Raw genomic sequence first — 18,821 nt, 5'->3', positions numbered from 1 at the left:
ATCAGCCGTGGCTTAGGATCTCGGCGGCGGCCTCGAGGCCCTCCGCGGTACCGACAATGACGAGTTGATCGCCCGAGGCGAACGTGAAATCGGGGCCGGGCGAGGCGATGACCTGGCCTGCGCGCATTACCGCAACGATGGAAGCTTTGGTCCGCGTGCGCATCTCGGTTTCACCGAGCATTCGCGCGTCATACGGTGAGCCGCGCAGGATCGGGAACTGCCGCGTGTTGACACCGTCCAACTCCCGATGCTCGGCACGCAGCCGTGCCACCAATTGCGGTGCGCCCAACAGGTTCGCCAATGCCGCTGCTTCGTTCGCCGACAAATGGAGCTGGTCGGTGACATCCGGGTTGTCTGCTCGGCTCAGAATCAGGTCGATCGTGCCGTCCTTGCGGTCGATGACGCCGATCCTGCGGTGCCCACTTTTGATCGGAAAGTCCTTGCGTACACCGATTCCCGGCAATGGCGTCACCTCTACGTTCACCCTTCGAGCCTAGCTTCGCCCCCATCGACCACGCGCACCGGATGGGCGATTTGTCCGTTTAGCCTACCTGGGTCGGTCTCGTAGCAGGCGAAACGCTGTGTGGAATTGCCACTCAGGCGCACGCCTGTCTCACCGCCGGATCTGGGCAGGTGTGAACGGCGACGAACATCACCATGGATGCGGACGGCGCGATCTGGACCTCCGGCATCGCCGAGGATCAACCCATCGTCCAGCGTGTCCGCGAAGGCGGCGAGGTGCTCGACCATTCTGCCGGTGGCTCTTCATCTGCCATGCCCGTCGCCGGGGACCTCGGTGTCGGCGGGGTCGAAGGCGTGGGGTGTGCCGGCGTCGAGGATCAGGCTTCGGGCAGTGGAATCAGTTCGAAATGTTCGGAGGCCACCGATTTCTTGCCGGTACCGGCAACCAGATGCACGCCACCGCGGTGTGCGACCAGCCACTTGCCGCACACGCAGCGTAGATAGCGAACCGAGCGGTGCGACGACACATGCATCGGCGCGGACCAGGAGCAGGACGGGCAGGTGGCGGACATAGGCGGTAAGCCTGGATAGCGACCGGGGGGATGGCAACGACCACGGCGGCGTGGCGGCCGATCTTTTTCGAATGGCCGCCTACTGCGCATGGCTACGGGAGTCGTTGGTAGCGGATCGCGTGCGCCGACGGGTTCGCGGCCGTGGTCGCCTGCTATCTTGAACGTCGTTCAAGTTGATAGCGAAGGATGTCGTCGTGGCAGGTGTCGAGAGCCCTCGGAAGTCGAGGGTCGGTATGTCCGCGCGGGATATGGCGCAGATCGCCGTGTTCGCGGCGCTGATCGCAGCGTTGGGCCTGCCGGGCGCCATCACGGTCGGATTCAGCGGTGTGCCGATCACGGTGCAGACCCTCGGTGTCATTCTGGCTGGTGCGGTGCTCGGGGCGCGCAAGGGCACGGCCGCGGTCGTGGTCTTCCTCGCGCTGACGATGATCGGGTTGCCGCTGCTGTCCGGCGGCCGTACCGGATTGACGGCGCTGGCCGGTCCGAGTGTCGGTTACCTCATCGGCTGGATTCCAGCGGCGCTGTTCATCGGCTTGTGCACCGCCCGGATCCTGCCGAAGTACCCGATCGTGCTCGGTCTGGTCGTCAACGCGGTCGGCGGGATTCTGATCCTCTATGTCCTCGGCACAGTTGGTCTGCTGCTGCGCACCGATCTGGATTTCCGGCACGCCATCACCACCAACTTCGCGTTCATTCCGGGTGATCTGCTCAAGGTTGTCGTGGCGACGGTCGTCGCCAAGGGGGTGCACCGCGCATACCCCGGTCTGATCCGTGCATAGTCCCGAACTCGGGGGCGCGGGTGACATGCCCGCTCTCGACATCGACGGCCGCACCTACACCTATGCGCAGCTCGACGCCGCGATCGAGCGGTGGATCGATCGGCACGGGCCGCGGGAGTCGGTCTACGACGCGTCGATGCTCACGATTGCGGACGCGTTGATCTGTATCTGTGCCGCAGCGCGCCGAGGCATCCCGGTGATCGTCGAGAACCCCGACGCCCGCCCGCACCGCCCGAGTATTCCGCCGTCGGCATTTCTGCTGGTGACCACTTCGGGCTCCACCGGAAGGCCACGGGCACTGGCGCGGACCGCCGCATCCTGGTTCGACAGTTTCCCCGCGTTCACCACGATCACCGGCATCCTGGCCACCGATCGCGTATTGATCACCGGCCCGCTGCACGCGACGATGCATCTGTTCGGCGCGCTGCATGCATTGTGGCGAGGCGCGTGCGTCACCGACGATCCGTCGCAGGCCACGGTCGTGCACGCGGTCCCTGCCGTGCTGCGGGAGGTGGTGCGCACCGCTCCGCGGTTGCGCACGGCAATCGTCGCGGGCATCGCCCTGGACGACGGCGCCGCGGCAGCGGCCGAGGATATTGCGCTCATCGAGTACTACGGGTCCGCGGAAGTCTCCCTCGTCGCCGCGCGCCGGGTCCCCGAGCCGCTTCGACTGCTCGACGGCGTCGACGTCGAGGTGCGCGGGGGACTGCTCTACGTCCGTTCTCCCTATAGCGTGCTCGGCGCCCCCGAATGGTTCGGCGTCGGCGACCTCGCCGAGCTGGGTGATAACCGTGAGCTCACGGTTCGTGGCCGTGGCGAGTTCGCGATCAACGTCGGTGGCACCACCGTGGTCGCCGAAGATGTCGAGCGCATCCTCGAAACGATCGACGGTGTCACCGCCGCGGCCGTCATCGGATCGCCGCACGCGGTATTCGGTGAAACCGTCACCGCTGCAGTGCAACTCGACGGCGCGAGCATCGAGGAGATCCGCTCGCGCGCCCGCGGAGTGCTGACGAAGGAGGCCATGCCGCGTCGCTGGGTGGCACTGCAGGCGCTGCCGCGGACCGGCGGCGGCAAGGTCGCTCGTGGTCGGCTGAAAGAGTTGCTGACATGAATCACATCCCCGTTCTGGTGGCGCCGCGTCGAACGCCGATCGGCAACGCCGGGCACGGGTTCGCCGATCTGACCGTTACCGATCTGGCCACCCCGGTGCTGCGCGAAGTGCTGACCACGGTGCGTGGCGCGGGCATCGACGCCGAGGTGGACGACGTCATCCTGGGCAACTGCCTCGGGCCGGGTGGCGACCCCGCGCGGATCGTGGCACTGCACGCCGGTGCGGGCGTACACGTTCCCGGCGTCACGGTCGATCGCCAGTGCGGCTCCGGCCTGGATGCTGTCATGCAGGCGGCGTTGCGGGTGCGCAGCGGCGCGGACGAACTCATTCTGGCCGGCGGCGTCGAGTCCGCGAGCACAGCACCGTGGCGCTTCTGGCCGCCGATCGCGGACGCCGATCCCGTGCGCTACACCCGCGCTCCCTTTGCGCCACCAGGCTTCCCCGATCCCGACATGGGCGCGGCCGCCGACGACCTCGCGCGCGTGCGCGGCATCAGCAGACAACGGCAGGATGCCTATGCCGCGCGTTCGCACGCCCTCGCTGCCGCAGCCGACTTCTCCGCGGAGATCGTGCCCATCGGTGACGTGCACCGCGACGAACGCATCCGCGCAGGGATGACCGAAGCCAGGCTGGCGCGACTGCGCCCCAGTTTCGGCGTCGAGGGCACGGCGACCGCGGGTAACTCGTGCGGTATCTCCGACGGCGCCGCAATGCTGGCGGTCACCAGTGAGTCGCTGGCCGCTGGACAGCCAGCGCTGCGGATACTCGGGTCGGCGGTGGCCGGCTCCGATCCGGCGTTTCCCGGTCTCGGACCGGTGACCGCCATTCGGAAACTGCTGCGGCGCACCGGTGTCGATACCAAGGATCTCGGTGTCATCGAGATCACCGAGGCCTTCGCCTCGGTGGTGCTTGCGGTGTCCGATGAACTGGGTTTGGACGAATCCACGATCTGTCCGCAGGGCGGCGCCATCGCGATGGGTCATCCGTGGGGTGCGTCCGGAGCTATCTTGCTGGTGCGGTTAGCAAGTCAGATGCTGCGCGAGGGTGGCCCCACGCTCGGGCTCGCGGCGTGTGCCATCGGCGGCGGGCAAGGCATCGCGATGCTCGTGGAGCGAGTGTCGTGAGTGAGTACAGCGAACGAGCCGGGTTGCTGTGCACCCGGCGCACGAGCGGTAGTGAGGCGCAGTCGTGAGTGAAATTGTTTTCGACTCGGTCGGCCACCACTTCGGTGATCGAAAAGTGTTGCGCAACATCGATTTGCGCATCTGCGAGCGTCGCGTCGGCATTATCGGATCCAACGGCTCCGGCAAGTCGACCTTGGCGCGCATGATCAACGGGTTGTTGCGACCGACCTCCGGCACTGTCACCGTCGATGGGGTCGACGCGGCAAGGCAGGGCGCGCAGGTGCGCCGCAAGGTCGGGTTCGTATTCACCGACCCCGACACCCAGATCGTGATGCCCACCGTCTCGGAGGATCTCGCATTCTCGCTGCGACGGACAGGGCTGAGCAAGCAGGAGGTCGCAGCGCGCGTCGAGGAGGTGCTGGGCCGGTTCGGGCTGGCGGAGCACGCCGAGCATCCCTCGCACCTGTTGTCCGGCGGTCAGAAGCAGTTGCTGGCCATCGGCGCGGTTCTCATCCGCCGACCGGAGGTGATCATCGCCGATGAGCCGACCACCCTGCTGGATCTGCGCAACGCCCGTGTGGTCGCCGCCGCACTCGACTCCGTGGACCAGCAGGTGATCGTGGTGACCCACCAGCTGTCGCTGCTGGAGAGCTTCGAACGCGTCATCGTCATCGATGACGGCGCCGTGGCGTTCGACGGAATCCCCAGTGACGCTGTCCCCGCATATCGGGCATCGGTCGGATGATCGGTGTGTACCTTCCCGGTGACTCGCTGCTGCACCGGATGCCTGCCGGATCGAAACTGGTGCTGCTGATCACGTCGATCGTGACGGCCACGGTGTTCGTGCGTGGCCCGGTGGCCGTCGCAGTGGTGGGGGTGCTGGTGGCGGGATTGTTCGCGATGGCCGGTGTTCCATGGAAAGTCGTTGTGGCCCAACTGCGTCCGATGGTGTGGATGCTGCTGATCATCGCCGTTTTCCAGGTGCTGATCACCTCGCCCGCGCGTGCGGTTGTCGTGTGCGGTGTGTTGCTGATCTCGGTGGCGCTCGCGGCGCTGGTCACGCTCACCACGCGGGTCACCGACATGCTCGACGCCGTGACGCGTGCGCTCGGACCGCTGCGTAAGGTGGGCGTCGACCCCGAGCGGATCGGGCTGCTGCTGGCGCTGGCCATCCGGTGTGTTCCGCTGCTGACCGAGATCGTGCACGACGTCGCCGAGGCAAGGCGTGCTCGCGGGTTGCAGTGGTCGATGACGGCGCTGGTCACACCAGTGCTGGTACGAGCGCTGCGCACCGCGGACGCGATGGGTGACGCGCTCGCCGCCAGGGGCGTCGACGATGACTGAACTGTTGGCCGAGCGCATCGCGCGGCGAGTCGGCGAGCATCCGGAATCGACGGCGATCGTCGATGCTCGCGCGAGCATCGACTACCGGGAGTTCTGGTCGCGGGTTACCCGCACCGCCGCCGGGCTCGACGGTATGGACAGGGTCGCGGTGCTGCCCACCTCGGATATCGAATCGCTCGTCGCGGTGGCGGCGGCCATGCACGCGGGTGTCAGCGTCGTGCTGCTGCACCGGCACCTGCTGGCGAATCAACTGGCCCGAGTGCTCGAGCTCGCGAAGCCCAGCGCCGTCGTCGCCGCGCCGCACCAACACCGGCGGTTGCGCCGACTCGGCTTCGAGAAGGATGTGCAGACGGCGTCGGCACTGGAATCCAACGGCCCGGTCGGCCGCGCGCACCCCGAGAACGAACTGCTGGTCGGCATCACCTCCGGCACCACCGGCGAACCGAAGTTGTTCGTGCGTAACCAACATTCGTGGGCCACCACCCTCGATCGCTCCGACAACACCTTCGATATCGGCCGCGGCGATCGCGTCGCGGTGCCCGGTGTCCTCGACCACACGCATTTTCTCTACGGCGCCCTGCATGCCCTCACCCGCGGCGCGACAGTGGACCTGCGGCCGGTGGCGCAGTCGCTGCCCGATGGGGCGACACACCTGTATTCGGTGCCGACGATCGCCTGGGATGTGGCGCGTTCGGGCATCGATCCGGTCGAGACCGTCCGTGAGGTGCTGTCCTCGGCGGCCCGGTGGCCGCGCCCGGGCCGTCTTGCGTTGCAGAAGATCGTTCCGAACGCGTCGCTCGTGCATTTCTACGGCGCGTCCGAATTGAGCTTCGTGTCCTTCGATCGGGGACTCGGGGCCGTCGAGGAGACGTCGGCGGGCCGACTGTTCGACGACGTCGAGGCGCAGATCCGTGACGAGTTGGTGTTCGTGCGCAGCGACATGCTGTTCGACGGCTACCTCACCGACGACGGTGTGGTGAACGGACCGGTCGACGGCTGGATGTCGGTGGGCGACCGAGGCCGCGTGGTCGGCAACCACCTACACCTGTTCGGCCGCAACAGCGACATGCTGATCCGCGCGGGCCTCAATGTAGAACCCGCAGCCATCGAAGCCGCGCTCACCGCGCTACCTGGCATCGGCGAGGCCGCCTGCCTCGCAGTGCCCGACGCCCGAATGGGTGAAGCGCCCGCCGCCGCGATCGTGGTGCACGACGGTGCGCCGAGCACCGGCGAAATCTGGCGACACCTGCGCGCGACCCTCCCGAGCCCGAGCATGCCGATCCAGCTCGTGGTTCTCGACAGCCTGCCACGCACTGCGCGCGGGAAACTCGACCGTCAGGCGCTGTCTGCGATTCTCGCTACTCATCGCGAAGTCGAAGCCCGAACTGCTTAGTGCCCTACGCCTTGTGCTGGGCCGAGGAGCGGGCCGGGTTGGCCTGTTTCACGGCCTTCGGGTCGAGCTCGTCCTGTTTGGCTTGCACGCCCGTCTCGATGCGGTCGCCCAGATTCTTGTCGACACTGCGCCAGTACTCGAATGCCCTGGACAGCACGGGTGCAGAGACACCGTTGAGCAGATGCCCGACGATATTGTCGACCAGCCGCTCGCGGGCGGCGTCGTCGAGAACGTCGCGGACCAGTGTGCCCGGTTGGCCCCAATCGTCGTCGTCGCGGCGCAATGTGTATGCGGTGCGAACCATTTCGCCGTCACTGTGCCACCCGATGGATGGGCCGGAGACCGCGGGATCGGCGTGCGGGCCGCCCTTGGAGTTGGGCACGTAGACGGGGTCGCTCACGTTCGTGTAGCGCATCGCCCCATCTTTCGAGTACGACCGCGCTGTGGTTGCGTGCGGTGAATTGACCGGCAGCAGTTTGTAATTGGCGCCGATGCGGTGGCGATGCGCGTCGGGGTAGGAGAACCAACGGCCGAGCAGCATCTTGTCCGGGCTCGGCCCGGTGCCCGGCACCGCACTGCTCGGTTCGAAAGCGGCCTGCTCGATCTCGGTGTGGTAGTCGACCGGATTGCGATGCAAGGTCATCGTGCCGACCTCGATCAGCGGATAGTCGGCGTGCGGCCAGACCTTGGTGAGGTCGAAGGGGTTGAACCGGTAGGTTTTCGCCTCCTCGAACGGCATGATCTGCATGTGCAGCGTCCAGCTGGGATAGTTGCCGCCCTCGATCGCCTCCCACAGGTCACGGATGTGATAGTCGGTGTCCATCGAGGCCATCTGATCACCCTCGTCCTGGGTGAAGAACTCGATGCCCTGATCGGTCTTGAAGTGGTATTTGACCCAGAACCGTTCACCCGCGGCGTTGGCCCACAGATAGGTGTGGCTGGAGTAGCCGTTCATATGCCGCCAGGTGCGCGGGATGCCGCGGTCGCCCATCAGCCAGGTCACCTGGTGCGCGGATTCCGGCGACAGTGTCCAGAAGTCCCACTGCATATCGTGGTCGCGCAGGTTGTTGTCGGCGCGGCGCTTCTGCGAGCGGATGAAGTCCTGGAACTTCATCGGATCTTTCACGAAGAAGACCGGCGTGTTGTTGCCGACCATGTCGAAATTGCCCTGCTCGGTATAGAACTTGAGGGCGAACCCGCGCGGGTCACGCCAGGTGTCGGGGCTGCCACGCTCGCCCGCGACGGTGGAGAACCGGGCCAGCATCTCTGTCTTTTTACCCGGCTGGAACACATCCGCCTTAGTGAAGGCGCTGACATCGTGGGTGACTTCGAACGTGCCGAAAGCGCCGCCGCCCTTGGCGTGTGGCTGCCGTTCCGGCACGCGTTCGCGGTTGAAGGCGGCCATCTTCTCGATGAGATAAGCGTCGTTCAGCAGGATCGGACCGTCCGGGCCGACGGTCAGGGAATGCTCGTCGCTCGGCTGCGGGATACCGGCGTCGTCGGTGGTGTAGTTCTGCTCGGACATCTCACTCCTCTAGGTAGCAGGTAGTCGTCGGCAGATCGGGTGGTGCTGGTTGCGTGCAGTCCTGGTCTCGGACCGGCTGCTGGTTCGGTTGCCTCGAAACACCGCGGCAAAACCCCAGGGGTGCCGACGTCGAGCACATCGTCGATCCCCGAGGACCACACGTGACCGAGTCGTCTGCCAACGAGATCGGAGACGGTCGCGGCGGTGCGGTGAGCGTGTTCGGCGAGGATTGCTACCTGTAGCGCGGAGAACTGTCATTGCACGCCGCGACGGTTGCACGGTGTGTGGTGACAAGTCCTCGGTGATCGCTATGGCGAAACCCTTCCGTAGGTTCTACCGACCGTCTTCCCAGGTGTCGCACCACCAAACGTAACGCGAACTCGTGCGGTTGGCGGCAGAAAGTCGCAGGTGGCAGCGCGTCGCTTCATGGCCATCCAGGAACGGGTCCCATCCGTCCCGCCGCGCCGCAGGCCGCCGATCCGATTCGCACCGATCGTTTGGGTTGCCACGACTCGGGTAGGCCGAAGGTATCCGAATCGCGAGGAGGTCACCCATGTCAGGCCAACTGACCGAGGCACGCGTGCTGTTCATTACCTCGAACATCGGTGTCGAACGGGACGAACTGCTGGTGCCCCTCGGCTGGTTGCGAGAACGCGGAGCTACTGCGGTGCATGCGGCGCCGAAACTCGATGACATCCAGACGTTCCGGCACGATGTCGACAAGGATGTGGTGGTTCATCCCGATACGACGCTCGACAATGTCGACGCCGACGATTTCGACGTCCTCGTTGTCCCGGGTGGCACCGTCAACGTCGACAAATTACGGGTCGCCGACGGTGCGGTCGAGCTGGCCAAACAGTTCGCCGCCGAAGGTAAACCCATCGCGGCCATTTGCCACGGCCCGTGGCTGCTCGTCGAGGCCGATCTGCTCCAGGGAAAGTCTCTGACGTCGTATCACTCACTGCGCACCGATGTGATCAACGCCGATGGTCTGTGGACCGATCGGTCGGTGGTCCGGTCACCGGAGTACGGCTGGACCTTGATCACCTCTCGCAACCCGGGCGATATTCCGGCCTTCTGCGATGCGATCGCCACCGAACTGCTGGCAGCGTTCTAGCCGATGTGAGAGGTCGGCACGTAGGTCGAACGGACGCGTTTCGTCCACTGGCGGTCAGGACAGCCGTGGCACAACGATATCGTCGATCTCGGTGATGATGTGTTCCAGGATGGGTGCTCCCTCGATCGTGTTCGTCGCCCTAGGGGATGAGGGCGAGCTGGCGGGACTGAGCGACGAGGGAGCCTGTGCTGTCCCAGATTTCGAAGTCTTCCTCGTGGAAGCCGTCGATGAGGTAGTTGGTGTGGACCCGGCAGGCCAGCCAGCCCGGGGCCGGACGGTGGCGGATGTGCACGGTGAGTTCGATAGTCGAGGAGCCGGGAACGCCTAGGTCGAATACCACCGGCATGGCGGCGTCGACGAGGAGCGCAAGGGCGATGGGGTCGGCGTCGCGGCCGTCGGCGAAGCGCATCCAGAATTCGGCGGCGGTGGTTCCGCCGGGCTTGCCGGTCCAGAATCCGGCGAGTTGCGGCATCCGGAACTCGACTCGTTCGGCGATGGTGGCCCCGGCCGGGGTGACACCGCGCAGGGGATCGAGGCATTGCTCCGGGGCGGGCAGTGTGGGAGGCCCGTTGCGCACGAGCGTCGGGCCCTGTGCCACGGCCAGGTCGGTGAAGGTGGCCAGGACGCGGATGATTTCGCGGTCGTCGCGGGTGAGGATGGCCTGGCCGGTGCCCGTCCTGCGGCCGATGCGCGCGATCTCGGTGTGGACGAGGGCGGGGCCGGGGGTGCCGGGGCGCAGGAAGTGCGCGGAAGCGGACAGCAGATCGGGTTGGGGGAGTTCGTCGCGCAGCGCCTGCAGTGCGGTGGCCAGCAGGTAGCCACCGTTGAGGGTGCCACCGAGTGTCGACCAGCGGTCGGACAGTTCGAGACCGTATTCGTGGTCGCCGATGCGGGTGCCGGCGGTATCGGTGTCGAATGTGTAGTGCGTGGTTGCGGTCATCGGTCGGGTGTCCCTTCGATCCGTCACAACGATCGCCTGCCGACGCTACCCGCGTCGATTACCCGAGAGGTAATGGCCGGCTGGATGGTGAGTTCGTAGGATTCGGGAGGTGACTACCCAGACCGCCGGTGACCTGTTGCGACATTGGCGCCTCGAGCGCAGGCTCAGTCAGCTGGAACTGGCGGGGCGTGCCGAGACCTCCACCCGGCACCTCAGTTTCATCGAAACCGGTCGCGCCACTCCCAGCCGCACCATGCTCGTGCACCTGTGTGAACAGCTGGAGGTTCCGCTGCGCGAACGCAATCGCCTGCTACTGGCGGCGGGATACGCTCCGGTGTACGCCGAATCTGCCCTCGACACCCCCGCGATGGCGCCGGTGCGCGAGGCGATGCGTCAGATGCTGGCAGGACTCGAACCGTTTCCGGCGCTGGCGATCGACCAGAACTGGAACATGGTCGATGCCAACACCGGTATCGCGCTGATGCTCGAAGGCATCGACCCGGCGTTGCTCACCGCGCAGCCCAACGCACTGCGCCTGAGTCTGCACCCCGATGGCATGGCAAGCCGCATCGTCAATCTCGCCGAATGGCGCGGCCACCTGTTCGAGCGGTTGACGCGCCGGATCGAGGTCACCGGCGCGCCGGAACTGATCGAATTGCTCGACGAATTGCGCGGATACCCCGGCGGTGAGATCGAACTGTCGTTGCCGGAGCCGGACCAGGTGGTGGTTCCGCTGCGGCTGCGCCACGACAACCGCGAGCTGTCGTTCATCAGCGCGACAACCGTCTTCGGCACGCCGATGAACGTCACCGTCGCCGAACTGGCCATCGAGTCGTTCTATCCGGCCGACCCGGACACAAAGAAGCTGCTGACGACGGCGCACTCGTGAGTGTCGCCGCGGATCTGAGTGAGCTGCTCGGCGTTGCGGTCCGGGCGACGACCGACCTCGGGGCGAGCCATTCCTGGACGTTGCATCACGCGATGCTGACCGACGGCCGCGACGTTTTCGCGAAGGTCGCCGCCGGTCGGGCGCGGATACTCAGTGCCGAAGCGGAGGGTCTGCGCTGGCTCGGCGTCGGGGCGCCAGGACTCGTGCCGGAGGTGCTGGCCGTCGATGACCGCATGCTGGTGTTGCCGTGGTTGCCGGAAGCACCAGCCACCGCCGTCGCCGCCGAACGATTCGGCCGCGAACTCGCCGCGCTGCACGCGCATGCACCGGGATCGTTCGGAGCGCCGTGGTCCGGTTGGATCGCCGATCTCCCACTGGACAATACGACGAGCAACGGCCCGTGGTCCCACTGGTATGCCGAGCGCCGCCTCGCCCCCTACCTCCCGCGTGCTGCCGCGCACCTGGGTCCCGACGGAACCCGCATGCTCGAACGCGTCATCGAGAACATCGACACCCTCGCAGGCCCGCAGGAAACACCCAGCCGCATCCACGGTGACCTCTGGTCTGGCAACATTCGCTGGACCACCGACCGGGCGATCCTCATCGACCCCGCCGCCCACGGCGGTCATCGCGAAACCGACCTGGCGATGCTGGCTCTGTTCGGCGCTCCGCACCTGGACCGAATCCACGCCGCCTACCGGGAAACCCATCCGCTCGCCGACGGCTGGCGCACCCGAATTCCGTTGCACCAACTGCATCCACTGCTCGTGCACGTGGTGCTGTTCGGTGCAGGGTACCGAGACCGAACCATCGCCGCCGCTACCGCGATACTCGCGATATGAGTGCACCGGGCGCGTTGTGGCATCCGGTGCACGTTGCTGCTCGTTGCCCCGATGTCCTGTGACCTATCGAATCCTCATGACGAGTACCTCGCGGTGATGACCCGGGCCGAACGAACGCTGTGGGCGCCAGGTGAAGGCCGTTGCGGCACCGTCGATCTGATCGGATCGTCGTCGGAGCGGCTCACCGGGCCGACGCAAGATCGGACTGCGCATGCACTGCGGCATTGCAGCATGTGCCGTGTAACGAGCGTTCGCTGATGGTCGGATCTACTGGAGGGAGGGCGGAACACGCCGCGAGCCCGCCGGCTCATGACGATGTACTCCACGCCCTCGGTGAACAGGTACGCGACCTGGCCGTAGTGGGCGAGCTCCTGCTCGAACTCGGCTCTGCCGAATTTCCCACCAAGTGTTCCGTCCGTTCGCTCGCGCCGCTCACCGGTTGGTTCGCGCGATCACCTTCTCCGCGAACCGGGACAGGTTGGCGATCTTGGTGTCCAGCGGCTCGGTGTCGACCTCGGTCGTATACGGGTAGCGGAAGCCGACGATGACGTCGGTGACGCCCTTGTCCTCCAGGCGTTTCACGCCGTCGACAGTGAACCCGTCCAGCGAAATGACATGCACCTCGAAGTCCTCGCGGGTGCCGTATTCGGCGCGCAGCACGGTCAAGCGATCCAGCAGACGATCCAGTTCGGCGGGGTCGCCGCCGGCGTGCATCCAGCCGTCGCCGCGTTGGGCCGCACGCCGCAGCGCTGGTTCGCTGTGCCCGCCGATGAGGATGGGCAGTGGCGCGCCCGGCACCGGATTGATCTTGATCGGCGCGAGGTCGTAGAACTTGCCGTGGAACTCGAAGTAGCCGCCCGCGGTGAGCCCGCGCACGATGTCGATGCACTCGTCCATGCGGGCGCCACGATGCTCGAACGGCACCCCCATCATGTCGAAATCGTCGGGCCACGGGCTGATTCCGACGCCGAGCCCGAGCCGGTCACCACTGAGCGCGGCGATGGAGGCAGCTTGTTTTGCGACGAGCACGGGTGGCCGGATGGGCAGCTTCAGCACGAATGGCGTGAACCGCAGCGTCGTTGTCACCGCGGCCATGGCGGCGGTCACCACGAACGCCTCGACGAACGGCTTGTTCTCCAGGAACTCCCGACTCCCGTCGGGAGTGTAGGGGTACTTCGCGTCGGAATCCTTCGGGTACGCGACGCTGTCGGCGACGACCATCGTCGTATACCCGGCCTCCTCGGCCGCGCGGGCCAGCGGCACGTAATAGGTGGGGTCGACCATCGTCTCGGCGTAGGTGAATCGCATATCAGGCGTCCTTCGGTGCGGAGGTGTGCGGTGTGTCGTGCTCTGTCGTGGCTGCGGTGCGCGCGGCGTGAACGCCCGCGCGGCGGCCGAAAGTAGGAACCTTCCCCAGACAGGTGCCACTGGAATAGCCCGAGCATCGTCGTCTAGGTCCACGGGTTCGAATACCCTTCGGGGATCAGGTAATCGAACATCGCGCGCATGTCCGCCGACAGCCGCATCAGTTCGACGTGGGAACCGAACGCGCCGCCGTCGAGGTAGGCGAACTCCATCCCGACCCCCTCGAATGCGCCCCTGGCCAAGATATCGGACCCGCAGGCCGTCGCCTCGGCCAGTGCGGCGTCGAAGTCCTCGGGAACCCACGCGAGGTGATGCAGACCGGGCCCGACGCGGTCGAGATGCTCGGAGTACAGGCTCATGCCGCTCCTCGGCTCGATCAGCTCCAACTGCTGCCCGCCTGCATAGCCCAACGCCACGGTGATCGTGTAATCGGCGGGCGCGCCACGCAATTCGGTGGTTTCCGGCCCGAAGTGCACGTCGGGGATGGTGAGCCACCGCGCCACCCCATAGCGCTCGGTGAACTCCCGCTGCGCGCCCGCCATGTCCCGGACCACCCAGCACAGCTGGAATATCGGTCCGTGCGCGATGCGGCCCTCTGGACTTCCCACACCATCAATTAATCACTGATGCTTAATATCGTCAATACTCGCGTTTAGTACAGTTCGGGTATGCACATCGACGATTCGCGCGCGGCACTGCTCGCCGCCGGGGAACGACTCATCGCCGAACGTGGCGTCGAGGTCCCGCTGCGCGACATCGCCGCGGCGGCGGGCCAACGCAACAACTCGGCGGTCCACTACTACTTCGACTCACGCACCGGCCTCATCGAAGCCATCGTCGAGCGCAGGATGAACTGGCTCGAAGACCGCAGGATGCGCCTGCTGGCCGAACACGAAGCCGACGGCACCGCGCACGAAGTCCGCACCCTGGTCGCCATGCTCGCCGCACCGATCCTCGAATTGGTCGGCACCGCCGGCGTCACCCATTACGGCCGCTTCCTCGAAGTCGTCCGCGCCCACCCCGTGATCGCCGACGCCCGCCGCCTCGCAGGCGCCGACCGTGCCGCGGTCCGCATCATCGCCGCTCGCCTGGACGCCGCGCTCCCACAACTGCCACCCCGCCGACGCCGCCAACGCCTGGAAACGATGGCAACGGTCATGTTCGCCCTCTTCGCAGACTACGAACGCGCACTGGAGTCCGGCGTCCGCACCGCGAACCCGGAGCAGGACGCCGCCGAAATCATCGACATGATCGTCGCCATGCTCACCGTCCCCGTTGGCGATCCGGCTTCCGCCGGCCGCAACCGATCTCGCTGACCCCGCACCGGTCACCATCGTGGCCGCGGTCCAATATTTCACCACCATCACCCGCGCGAACCCCGGCTGCGGTGCGGCAGCCACTCGGCGGCGTCGGCTTGGGAGTGCGCTGCGTCGACGATGCAATCCAGACCGAAGCGCTACCGGCGCCACGATCGGCACACCGCTTCCCGGGCGGGAACTTCAAGTCGTCGAGTGCCAGACCATCGACGGTTTCTGCACTTTTGCAGACGATACCTGCGCATTTCTCTATTGCCTGCACACAAAGTGGACACCAATACTGACCAAGCCTGTGTGCGGTGCGTCACATGCGTACGGGCGCGTGTGGAAAGAAGAGGAACAACTGGATGACGTCCACGATAGAAGAAGCCATCTCCGAAAAGGGCCTTGCGCGGGTTGCGCAGTCGCTCGCCAGGTGGACGGAGAAGTGGTTCCCGGATGCCTACGTCGTCGCGCTGGCAGGCGTATTCATCGTGGCCGCCGCTGCGCTGGCCAACGGCTCGTCACCGCGAACAGTCGCGAACGCGTTCGGCGATGGTTTTTGGGATCTGACCGCTTTTACTCTTCAGATGGCAATGGTGGTTCTCACCGGATACGTCATCGCCACGTCCCCGCCTGTCGCCCGGCTGATCGACCGGCTGGCCACCCTGCCGCAAACTGCTAGCAGTGCGGTGAGTTTCGTTGCGTTCCTCTCCATGTCGATATCATTTCTGAACTGGGGACTCAGTCTAGTTTTCGGCGGTCTACTGGCCCGGGCGATCGCCCGTCGGACCGATCTGCGCGTGGACTATCGCGCGCTCGGCGCGGCGGCGTTCATGGGGTTGGGCGCCGTGTGGGCGCTGGGAATATCCTCCTCGGCCGCGCAGCTACAGGCCACCGCCACCTCGTTGCCTCCGGCACTGCTGAGAATCACCGGTGCCCTCGACTTCGGACACACGATCTTCACGTGGCAGTCCCTGCTCATGTGCGCCATCGTCATGGCGCTCACCGTGGTGATCGCTCACTTCTCGGCGCCGAAGGACGCAGCAATCAAGACCGCCGAAGAGCTGGACGTCGATCTGGATGACCAGCCTGCGGAGGTGGCTCCACGTTCCCGTCCAGGGGAATGGCTCGAGTACAGCCGCATCCTGCCAATCCTGGCCGGCCTGATGACGGCGGGCTGGTTGACCTCCCAGCTCACCGCCAAACCGCTGCTCACCGTTGTCAGCAGCCTGAATGGTTATCTGCTCGTTTTCCTCATGCTGGGCTTGGTGCTCCACGGCACCCCGCGCAAGTTCTTGCAAGCCGTCTCCCTCGCCGTACCCGCCACGGCCGGCATTCTCGTCCAGTTCCCGCTGTACGCCGCCATGGCCGCGATCCTCACCAAGGCGAAGGGCAGTGGCGGTCTCACCATCTCCGAACACCTCGCGGAGTTCTTCACGAGCATCGGCGGCGGCGGAAGCTTCGCCATCGTCATCGCCCTCTACACCGTGGTGCTAGGCGTATTCGTCCCGTCCGGCGGCGGAAAATGGCTGGTCGAAGCCCCCTACGTCATGCAGGCATCGACCGACGTCCACATGAACCTCGGCTGGACGGTTCAGATATACAACGTCGCCGAGGCACTGCCGAACCTCATCAACCCGTTCTTCATGCTGCCTCTGCTGGCAGTGCTCAGACTGCGGGCACGTGACCTCGTCGGATTCACGTTCCTGCAGTTCCTATTCCACCTGCCGGTCGTACTGCTTCTCGTATGGTTGCTCGGAATGACGTTCGAATACGTCCCGCCGATCTTGCCCGCCACCCCGTGACCCATCCAGGTCGGTACTGCTCGTTACCTCTCAGCATTTCGCGCGCCGGATGGTGTCTTGGGAGACCAGCGCGCATGTTCCCCGCTCGAAGCGGCACTGCAACGCGCTGGCCACGGTCGATTTGCCCGACGCCGAATTGCCCCGAATCACAATGAGAGTGCTCATTCCGAGGAACTTCCTCCGACTTGTGCATGGGCTCTGGGAATGGATGCGGGCTCACAAAGTATCAGCAGTCGCCGGAGGCCCTCGCTGGTTGGTCGGGCAACGAGCTATCTGTTCGACGTATCGGCCGTGTGTGGGGGTGCCGCTGGCTTGCGTCGAGGGAAGATGTTGTCGTTTCGGCTGAGTCACTCCAGTTTTTCGTCTATGTGTTGCTGCGCGATCAGGTCGAAAGGCCTCATGCCGCACACGATCTCGACGATCACGGCTGTCGCGGGCTCGATGGCGGCGAACCCCAGCGACAGGGTCTGACATCGAATTCTCCTTGTCCGGAGCCGTGAAATTCGTGTCGCTCGTGGATGGGCAGGCTGGTGCGGTGGACTGGGAAGTCTTGGGGGTGCCAGTAACCCTGGCTGCCGATTCCGGTGACCTCGCCGGAGACCGACCCCGGTCCGGCGGTGGCGGTGTCGGTGTGTTTCCAATGGTCGTAGAAGGGCGGAGCTGTCCCGTCGGTGAACTCGGCCTCGACGCTCATTCCGGCTCTGTTCATGGAGAACGCGGCGCTGGTCGAACTGGTGTAGCCGACATCGCATTTCAGGCTGCCGCTGTCGTGGGTGGACGGCCGGGTTTCCCGATGGTTGGGAGCGCCTTTCGGCGTGGACGACCACTTGGTCAACGGTGTGGGGTCGACCAGGTCGCACGCATCGGTGATCCCGTTCATCGAATAGGTTCCCGGCCCCGATCCCTGCTGGGCAGTGGACGACGCACCGGCGGACTCACCATCGTCGCCGCCGAGGAAGATACCGATCGCCACACCGATACCCAGCACCACCACCAGCCCGAGAGCGCCGGCGACGATCAGACCCGTTTTGCCGCTACCGGTCGACGGTGGGGGATACGGCGGTGGCGGCCGGTACCGCTGACCGGGTTGGCCGTACCAAGGCGAGTCGACAGCCGGGCCCGCCGCAGCGGGACCGAAGAACACGAGATCCGCGCCTGCAGTGGGATTGTCCTGGCCGCCGGGTGGGTTGAATAGCGGCGGTGCGGGTTCGGCGGTGCCCGGGTTCGGGTTATCGCCGGGTTCGTGCTGGGAATCGGTCATGCGTATAGGCCCATCCGGTCTCGAACGGGCTTCCCCCGCCAAATCGTCGACTCGGGCCATGATCGTAGTAGTTCGGGTGCAATCAGGACGCGAAACCCGGACTCTGCAGATCGACCCCACCGAGTCCGAGACAGTCATGACCCCCAGCGACCAAGCAGGCCGCACAGCCAACTGCCACCCAATCCTGCAGCGGCCCCCAGCCGGGTCGGTAACGTTCTTTACGTGACAGCCGCGCCGGCCCCGAATTACTTCTCACGATTCAGCTGACGTTCGGGCAGCGGGCGCGGCGGTGTTCGGTGTCGCGATCGATCAAATCACATCATTCGGCCGCGGAGCTCATCGATTCACGTCAAGTACGAGACATCAAAGCCGGTGTTCAGTAGCATTAGATGGGTGCGGCGCAACGGGTTTCCATATATCTCGGGCGTAGAAGGTCCATACGCGCAATTCCTGTGCGTAAACGTGTGAGCATCTTGTCTTTCGAGGGGCAGGATAATGTTCGAAGCGCCAGCCGTCATGGGGCAGATTCAACTTTGGGGTGTGATACCGAATCGAGGTGGGGCGCGGGAATCGGCCACTTCGACAACGCGGATCTCATCTAATTACGGACATATCGTACAGGCCTTGACACGTCCGGCGAGGTCTCCATCGCTCTCGCGTGAGCAGCGGCTTACTGGACGTCTACACGCCTGCGGCGGCACATCGTCGTGTTACGACGAATTTGTTGCACAGTTGCTCGGCAAGGTCAGGGGGTTTATGTACCTGTGGCAGGCGGCGTCCGAAGAGCGCTTCCATCGGAGAGCGGCTACGACTTCGAGTCGTCATTAGTAACGCCATGCGCTTCGACCGGCGCATGACCGTAGGGGGTGAAAGCTCGCTTCAACGTCGGTCAAGAGTACATGTAATTGCATCTGTAACGGAGAATACATCTACGGAAAATTCTGGGCGCGGGCGGATTCTTGTTGCGCGCTGCTCCTGCGTCTCGGAATTT

17 protein-coding genes are annotated in these 18,821 nt (G+C 65.4%); 11 read left to right on the top strand and 6 right to left on the bottom strand.

Annotation, left to right across the window (positions count from 1 at the left end; all coding sequences use genetic code 11):
• Position 1: 1 nt before the first annotated feature.
• On the bottom strand, positions 2 to 484 hold the full coding sequence (locus ACLMAL_RS28400; protein WP_328400793.1) for a cation:proton antiporter regulatory subunit: 483 nt from the start codon (positions 482 to 484) through the stop codon (positions 2 to 4).
• Between the two features lie 744 nt (positions 485 to 1,228).
• Here ACLMAL_RS28400 and ACLMAL_RS28395 point away from each other — a divergent pair.
• The 6 genes from ACLMAL_RS28395 (at position 1,229) to ACLMAL_RS28370 (ending at position 6,788) form a co-directional block, all read left to right on the top strand.
• Complete coding sequence (locus ACLMAL_RS28395) at positions 1,229 to 1,813, top strand: biotin transporter BioY (RefSeq protein ID WP_328400797.1); 585 nt, start codon at positions 1,229 to 1,231, stop codon at positions 1,811 to 1,813.
• A gap of 25 nt (positions 1,814 to 1,838) precedes the next feature.
• Positions 1,839 to 2,927: a class I adenylate-forming enzyme family protein gene (locus tag ACLMAL_RS28390; RefSeq protein ID WP_412001891.1), complete on the top strand. Its 1,089-nt coding sequence runs from the start codon at positions 1,839 to 1,841 to the stop codon at positions 2,925 to 2,927.
• The gene (locus ACLMAL_RS28385) at positions 2,924 to 4,051 is read left to right on the top strand and encodes a thiolase family protein (protein ID WP_328400799.1); all 1,128 of its coding nucleotides are present in this window, start codon (positions 2,924 to 2,926) and stop codon (positions 4,049 to 4,051) included. Before ACLMAL_RS28390 ends, ACLMAL_RS28385 begins: the two co-directional genes overlap by 4 nt.
• A 64-nt stretch (positions 4,052 to 4,115) precedes the next feature.
• Positions 4,116 to 4,796: an energy-coupling factor ABC transporter ATP-binding protein gene (locus ACLMAL_RS28380; protein WP_412001890.1), complete on the top strand. Its 681-nt coding sequence runs from the start codon at positions 4,116 to 4,118 to the stop codon at positions 4,794 to 4,796.
• On the top strand, positions 4,793 to 5,395 hold the full coding sequence (locus ACLMAL_RS28375) for an energy-coupling factor transporter transmembrane component T family protein (RefSeq protein ID WP_412001889.1): 603 nt from the start codon (positions 4,793 to 4,795) through the stop codon (positions 5,393 to 5,395). Before ACLMAL_RS28380 ends, ACLMAL_RS28375 begins: the two co-directional genes overlap by 4 nt.
• Entirely contained in the window at positions 5,388 to 6,788 is a 1,401-nt protein-coding gene (locus tag ACLMAL_RS28370) for an AMP-binding protein (RefSeq protein WP_412001888.1), read from the top strand. Before ACLMAL_RS28375 ends, ACLMAL_RS28370 begins: the two co-directional genes overlap by 8 nt.
• Before the next feature lie 4 nt (positions 6,789 to 6,792).
• Here the strand turns inward: ACLMAL_RS28370 and ACLMAL_RS28365 are convergent, their stop codons facing one another.
• Entirely contained in the window at positions 6,793 to 8,313 is a 1,521-nt protein-coding gene (locus ACLMAL_RS28365; protein ID WP_412001887.1) for a catalase, read from the bottom strand.
• 553 nt (positions 8,314 to 8,866) lie between these two features.
• Here ACLMAL_RS28365 and ACLMAL_RS28360 point away from each other — a divergent pair.
• Positions 8,867 to 9,430, top strand: a complete 564-nt coding sequence (locus ACLMAL_RS28360) for a type 1 glutamine amidotransferase domain-containing protein (protein ID WP_412001886.1) — start codon at positions 8,867 to 8,869, stop codon at positions 9,428 to 9,430.
• A 139-nt stretch (positions 9,431 to 9,569) separates the two neighbouring features.
• On the opposite strand, the gene ACLMAL_RS28355 is transcribed toward ACLMAL_RS28360, so the two are convergent.
• Positions 9,570 to 10,370 carry a thioesterase family protein gene (locus tag ACLMAL_RS28355; protein ID WP_412001885.1) on the bottom strand — a complete coding sequence of 267 codons (801 nt, stop codon included), beginning with the start codon at positions 10,368 to 10,370 and terminating at the stop codon, positions 9,570 to 9,572.
• Between the two features lie 109 nt (positions 10,371 to 10,479).
• On the opposite strand from ACLMAL_RS28355, the gene ACLMAL_RS28350 reads away from it, so the two are divergent.
• Positions 10,480 to 11,259, top strand: a complete 780-nt coding sequence (locus ACLMAL_RS28350; protein ID WP_412001884.1) for a helix-turn-helix domain-containing protein — start codon at positions 10,480 to 10,482, stop codon at positions 11,257 to 11,259.
• On the top strand, positions 11,256 to 12,101 hold the full coding sequence (locus ACLMAL_RS28345) for a fructosamine kinase family protein (RefSeq protein WP_412001883.1): 846 nt from the start codon (positions 11,256 to 11,258) through the stop codon (positions 12,099 to 12,101). Before ACLMAL_RS28350 ends, ACLMAL_RS28345 begins: the two co-directional genes overlap by 4 nt.
• A 432-nt stretch (positions 12,102 to 12,533) precedes the next feature.
• On the opposite strand, the gene ACLMAL_RS28340 is transcribed toward ACLMAL_RS28345, so the two are convergent.
• On the bottom strand, positions 12,534 to 13,409 hold the full coding sequence (locus ACLMAL_RS28340) for a TIGR03619 family F420-dependent LLM class oxidoreductase (RefSeq protein WP_412001882.1): 876 nt from the start codon (positions 13,407 to 13,409) through the stop codon (positions 12,534 to 12,536).
• Between the two features lie 143 nt (positions 13,410 to 13,552).
• Positions 13,553 to 14,074 (bottom strand): VOC family protein, encoded by a 522-nt coding sequence (locus ACLMAL_RS28335; RefSeq protein ID WP_412001881.1) that lies wholly within the window; start codon positions 14,072 to 14,074, stop codon positions 13,553 to 13,555.
• A gap of 60 nt (positions 14,075 to 14,134) precedes the next feature.
• On the opposite strand from ACLMAL_RS28335, the gene ACLMAL_RS28330 reads away from it, so the two are divergent.
• A complete protein-coding gene (locus tag ACLMAL_RS28330; RefSeq protein WP_412001880.1) occupies positions 14,135 to 14,782 on the top strand; it encodes a TetR family transcriptional regulator in 648 nt (215 codons plus the stop codon).
• A 347-nt stretch (positions 14,783 to 15,129) separates the two neighbouring features.
• On the top strand, positions 15,130 to 16,569 hold the full coding sequence (locus ACLMAL_RS28325; RefSeq protein WP_412001879.1) for a short-chain fatty acid transporter: 1,440 nt from the start codon (positions 15,130 to 15,132) through the stop codon (positions 16,567 to 16,569).
• Between the two features lie 421 nt (positions 16,570 to 16,990).
• On the opposite strand, the gene ACLMAL_RS28320 is transcribed toward ACLMAL_RS28325, so the two are convergent.
• Entirely contained in the window at positions 16,991 to 17,830 is an 840-nt protein-coding gene (locus ACLMAL_RS28320) for a hypothetical protein (protein WP_412001878.1), read from the bottom strand.
• Positions 17,831 to 18,821 lie beyond the last annotated feature (991 nt).

Source organism: Nocardia sp. CWNU-33, assembly GCF_046764895.1.
Lineage (GTDB): Bacteria > Actinomycetota > Actinomycetes > Mycobacteriales > Mycobacteriaceae > Nocardia.
This window is presented reverse-complemented; position numbering and strand designations above follow the sequence as displayed.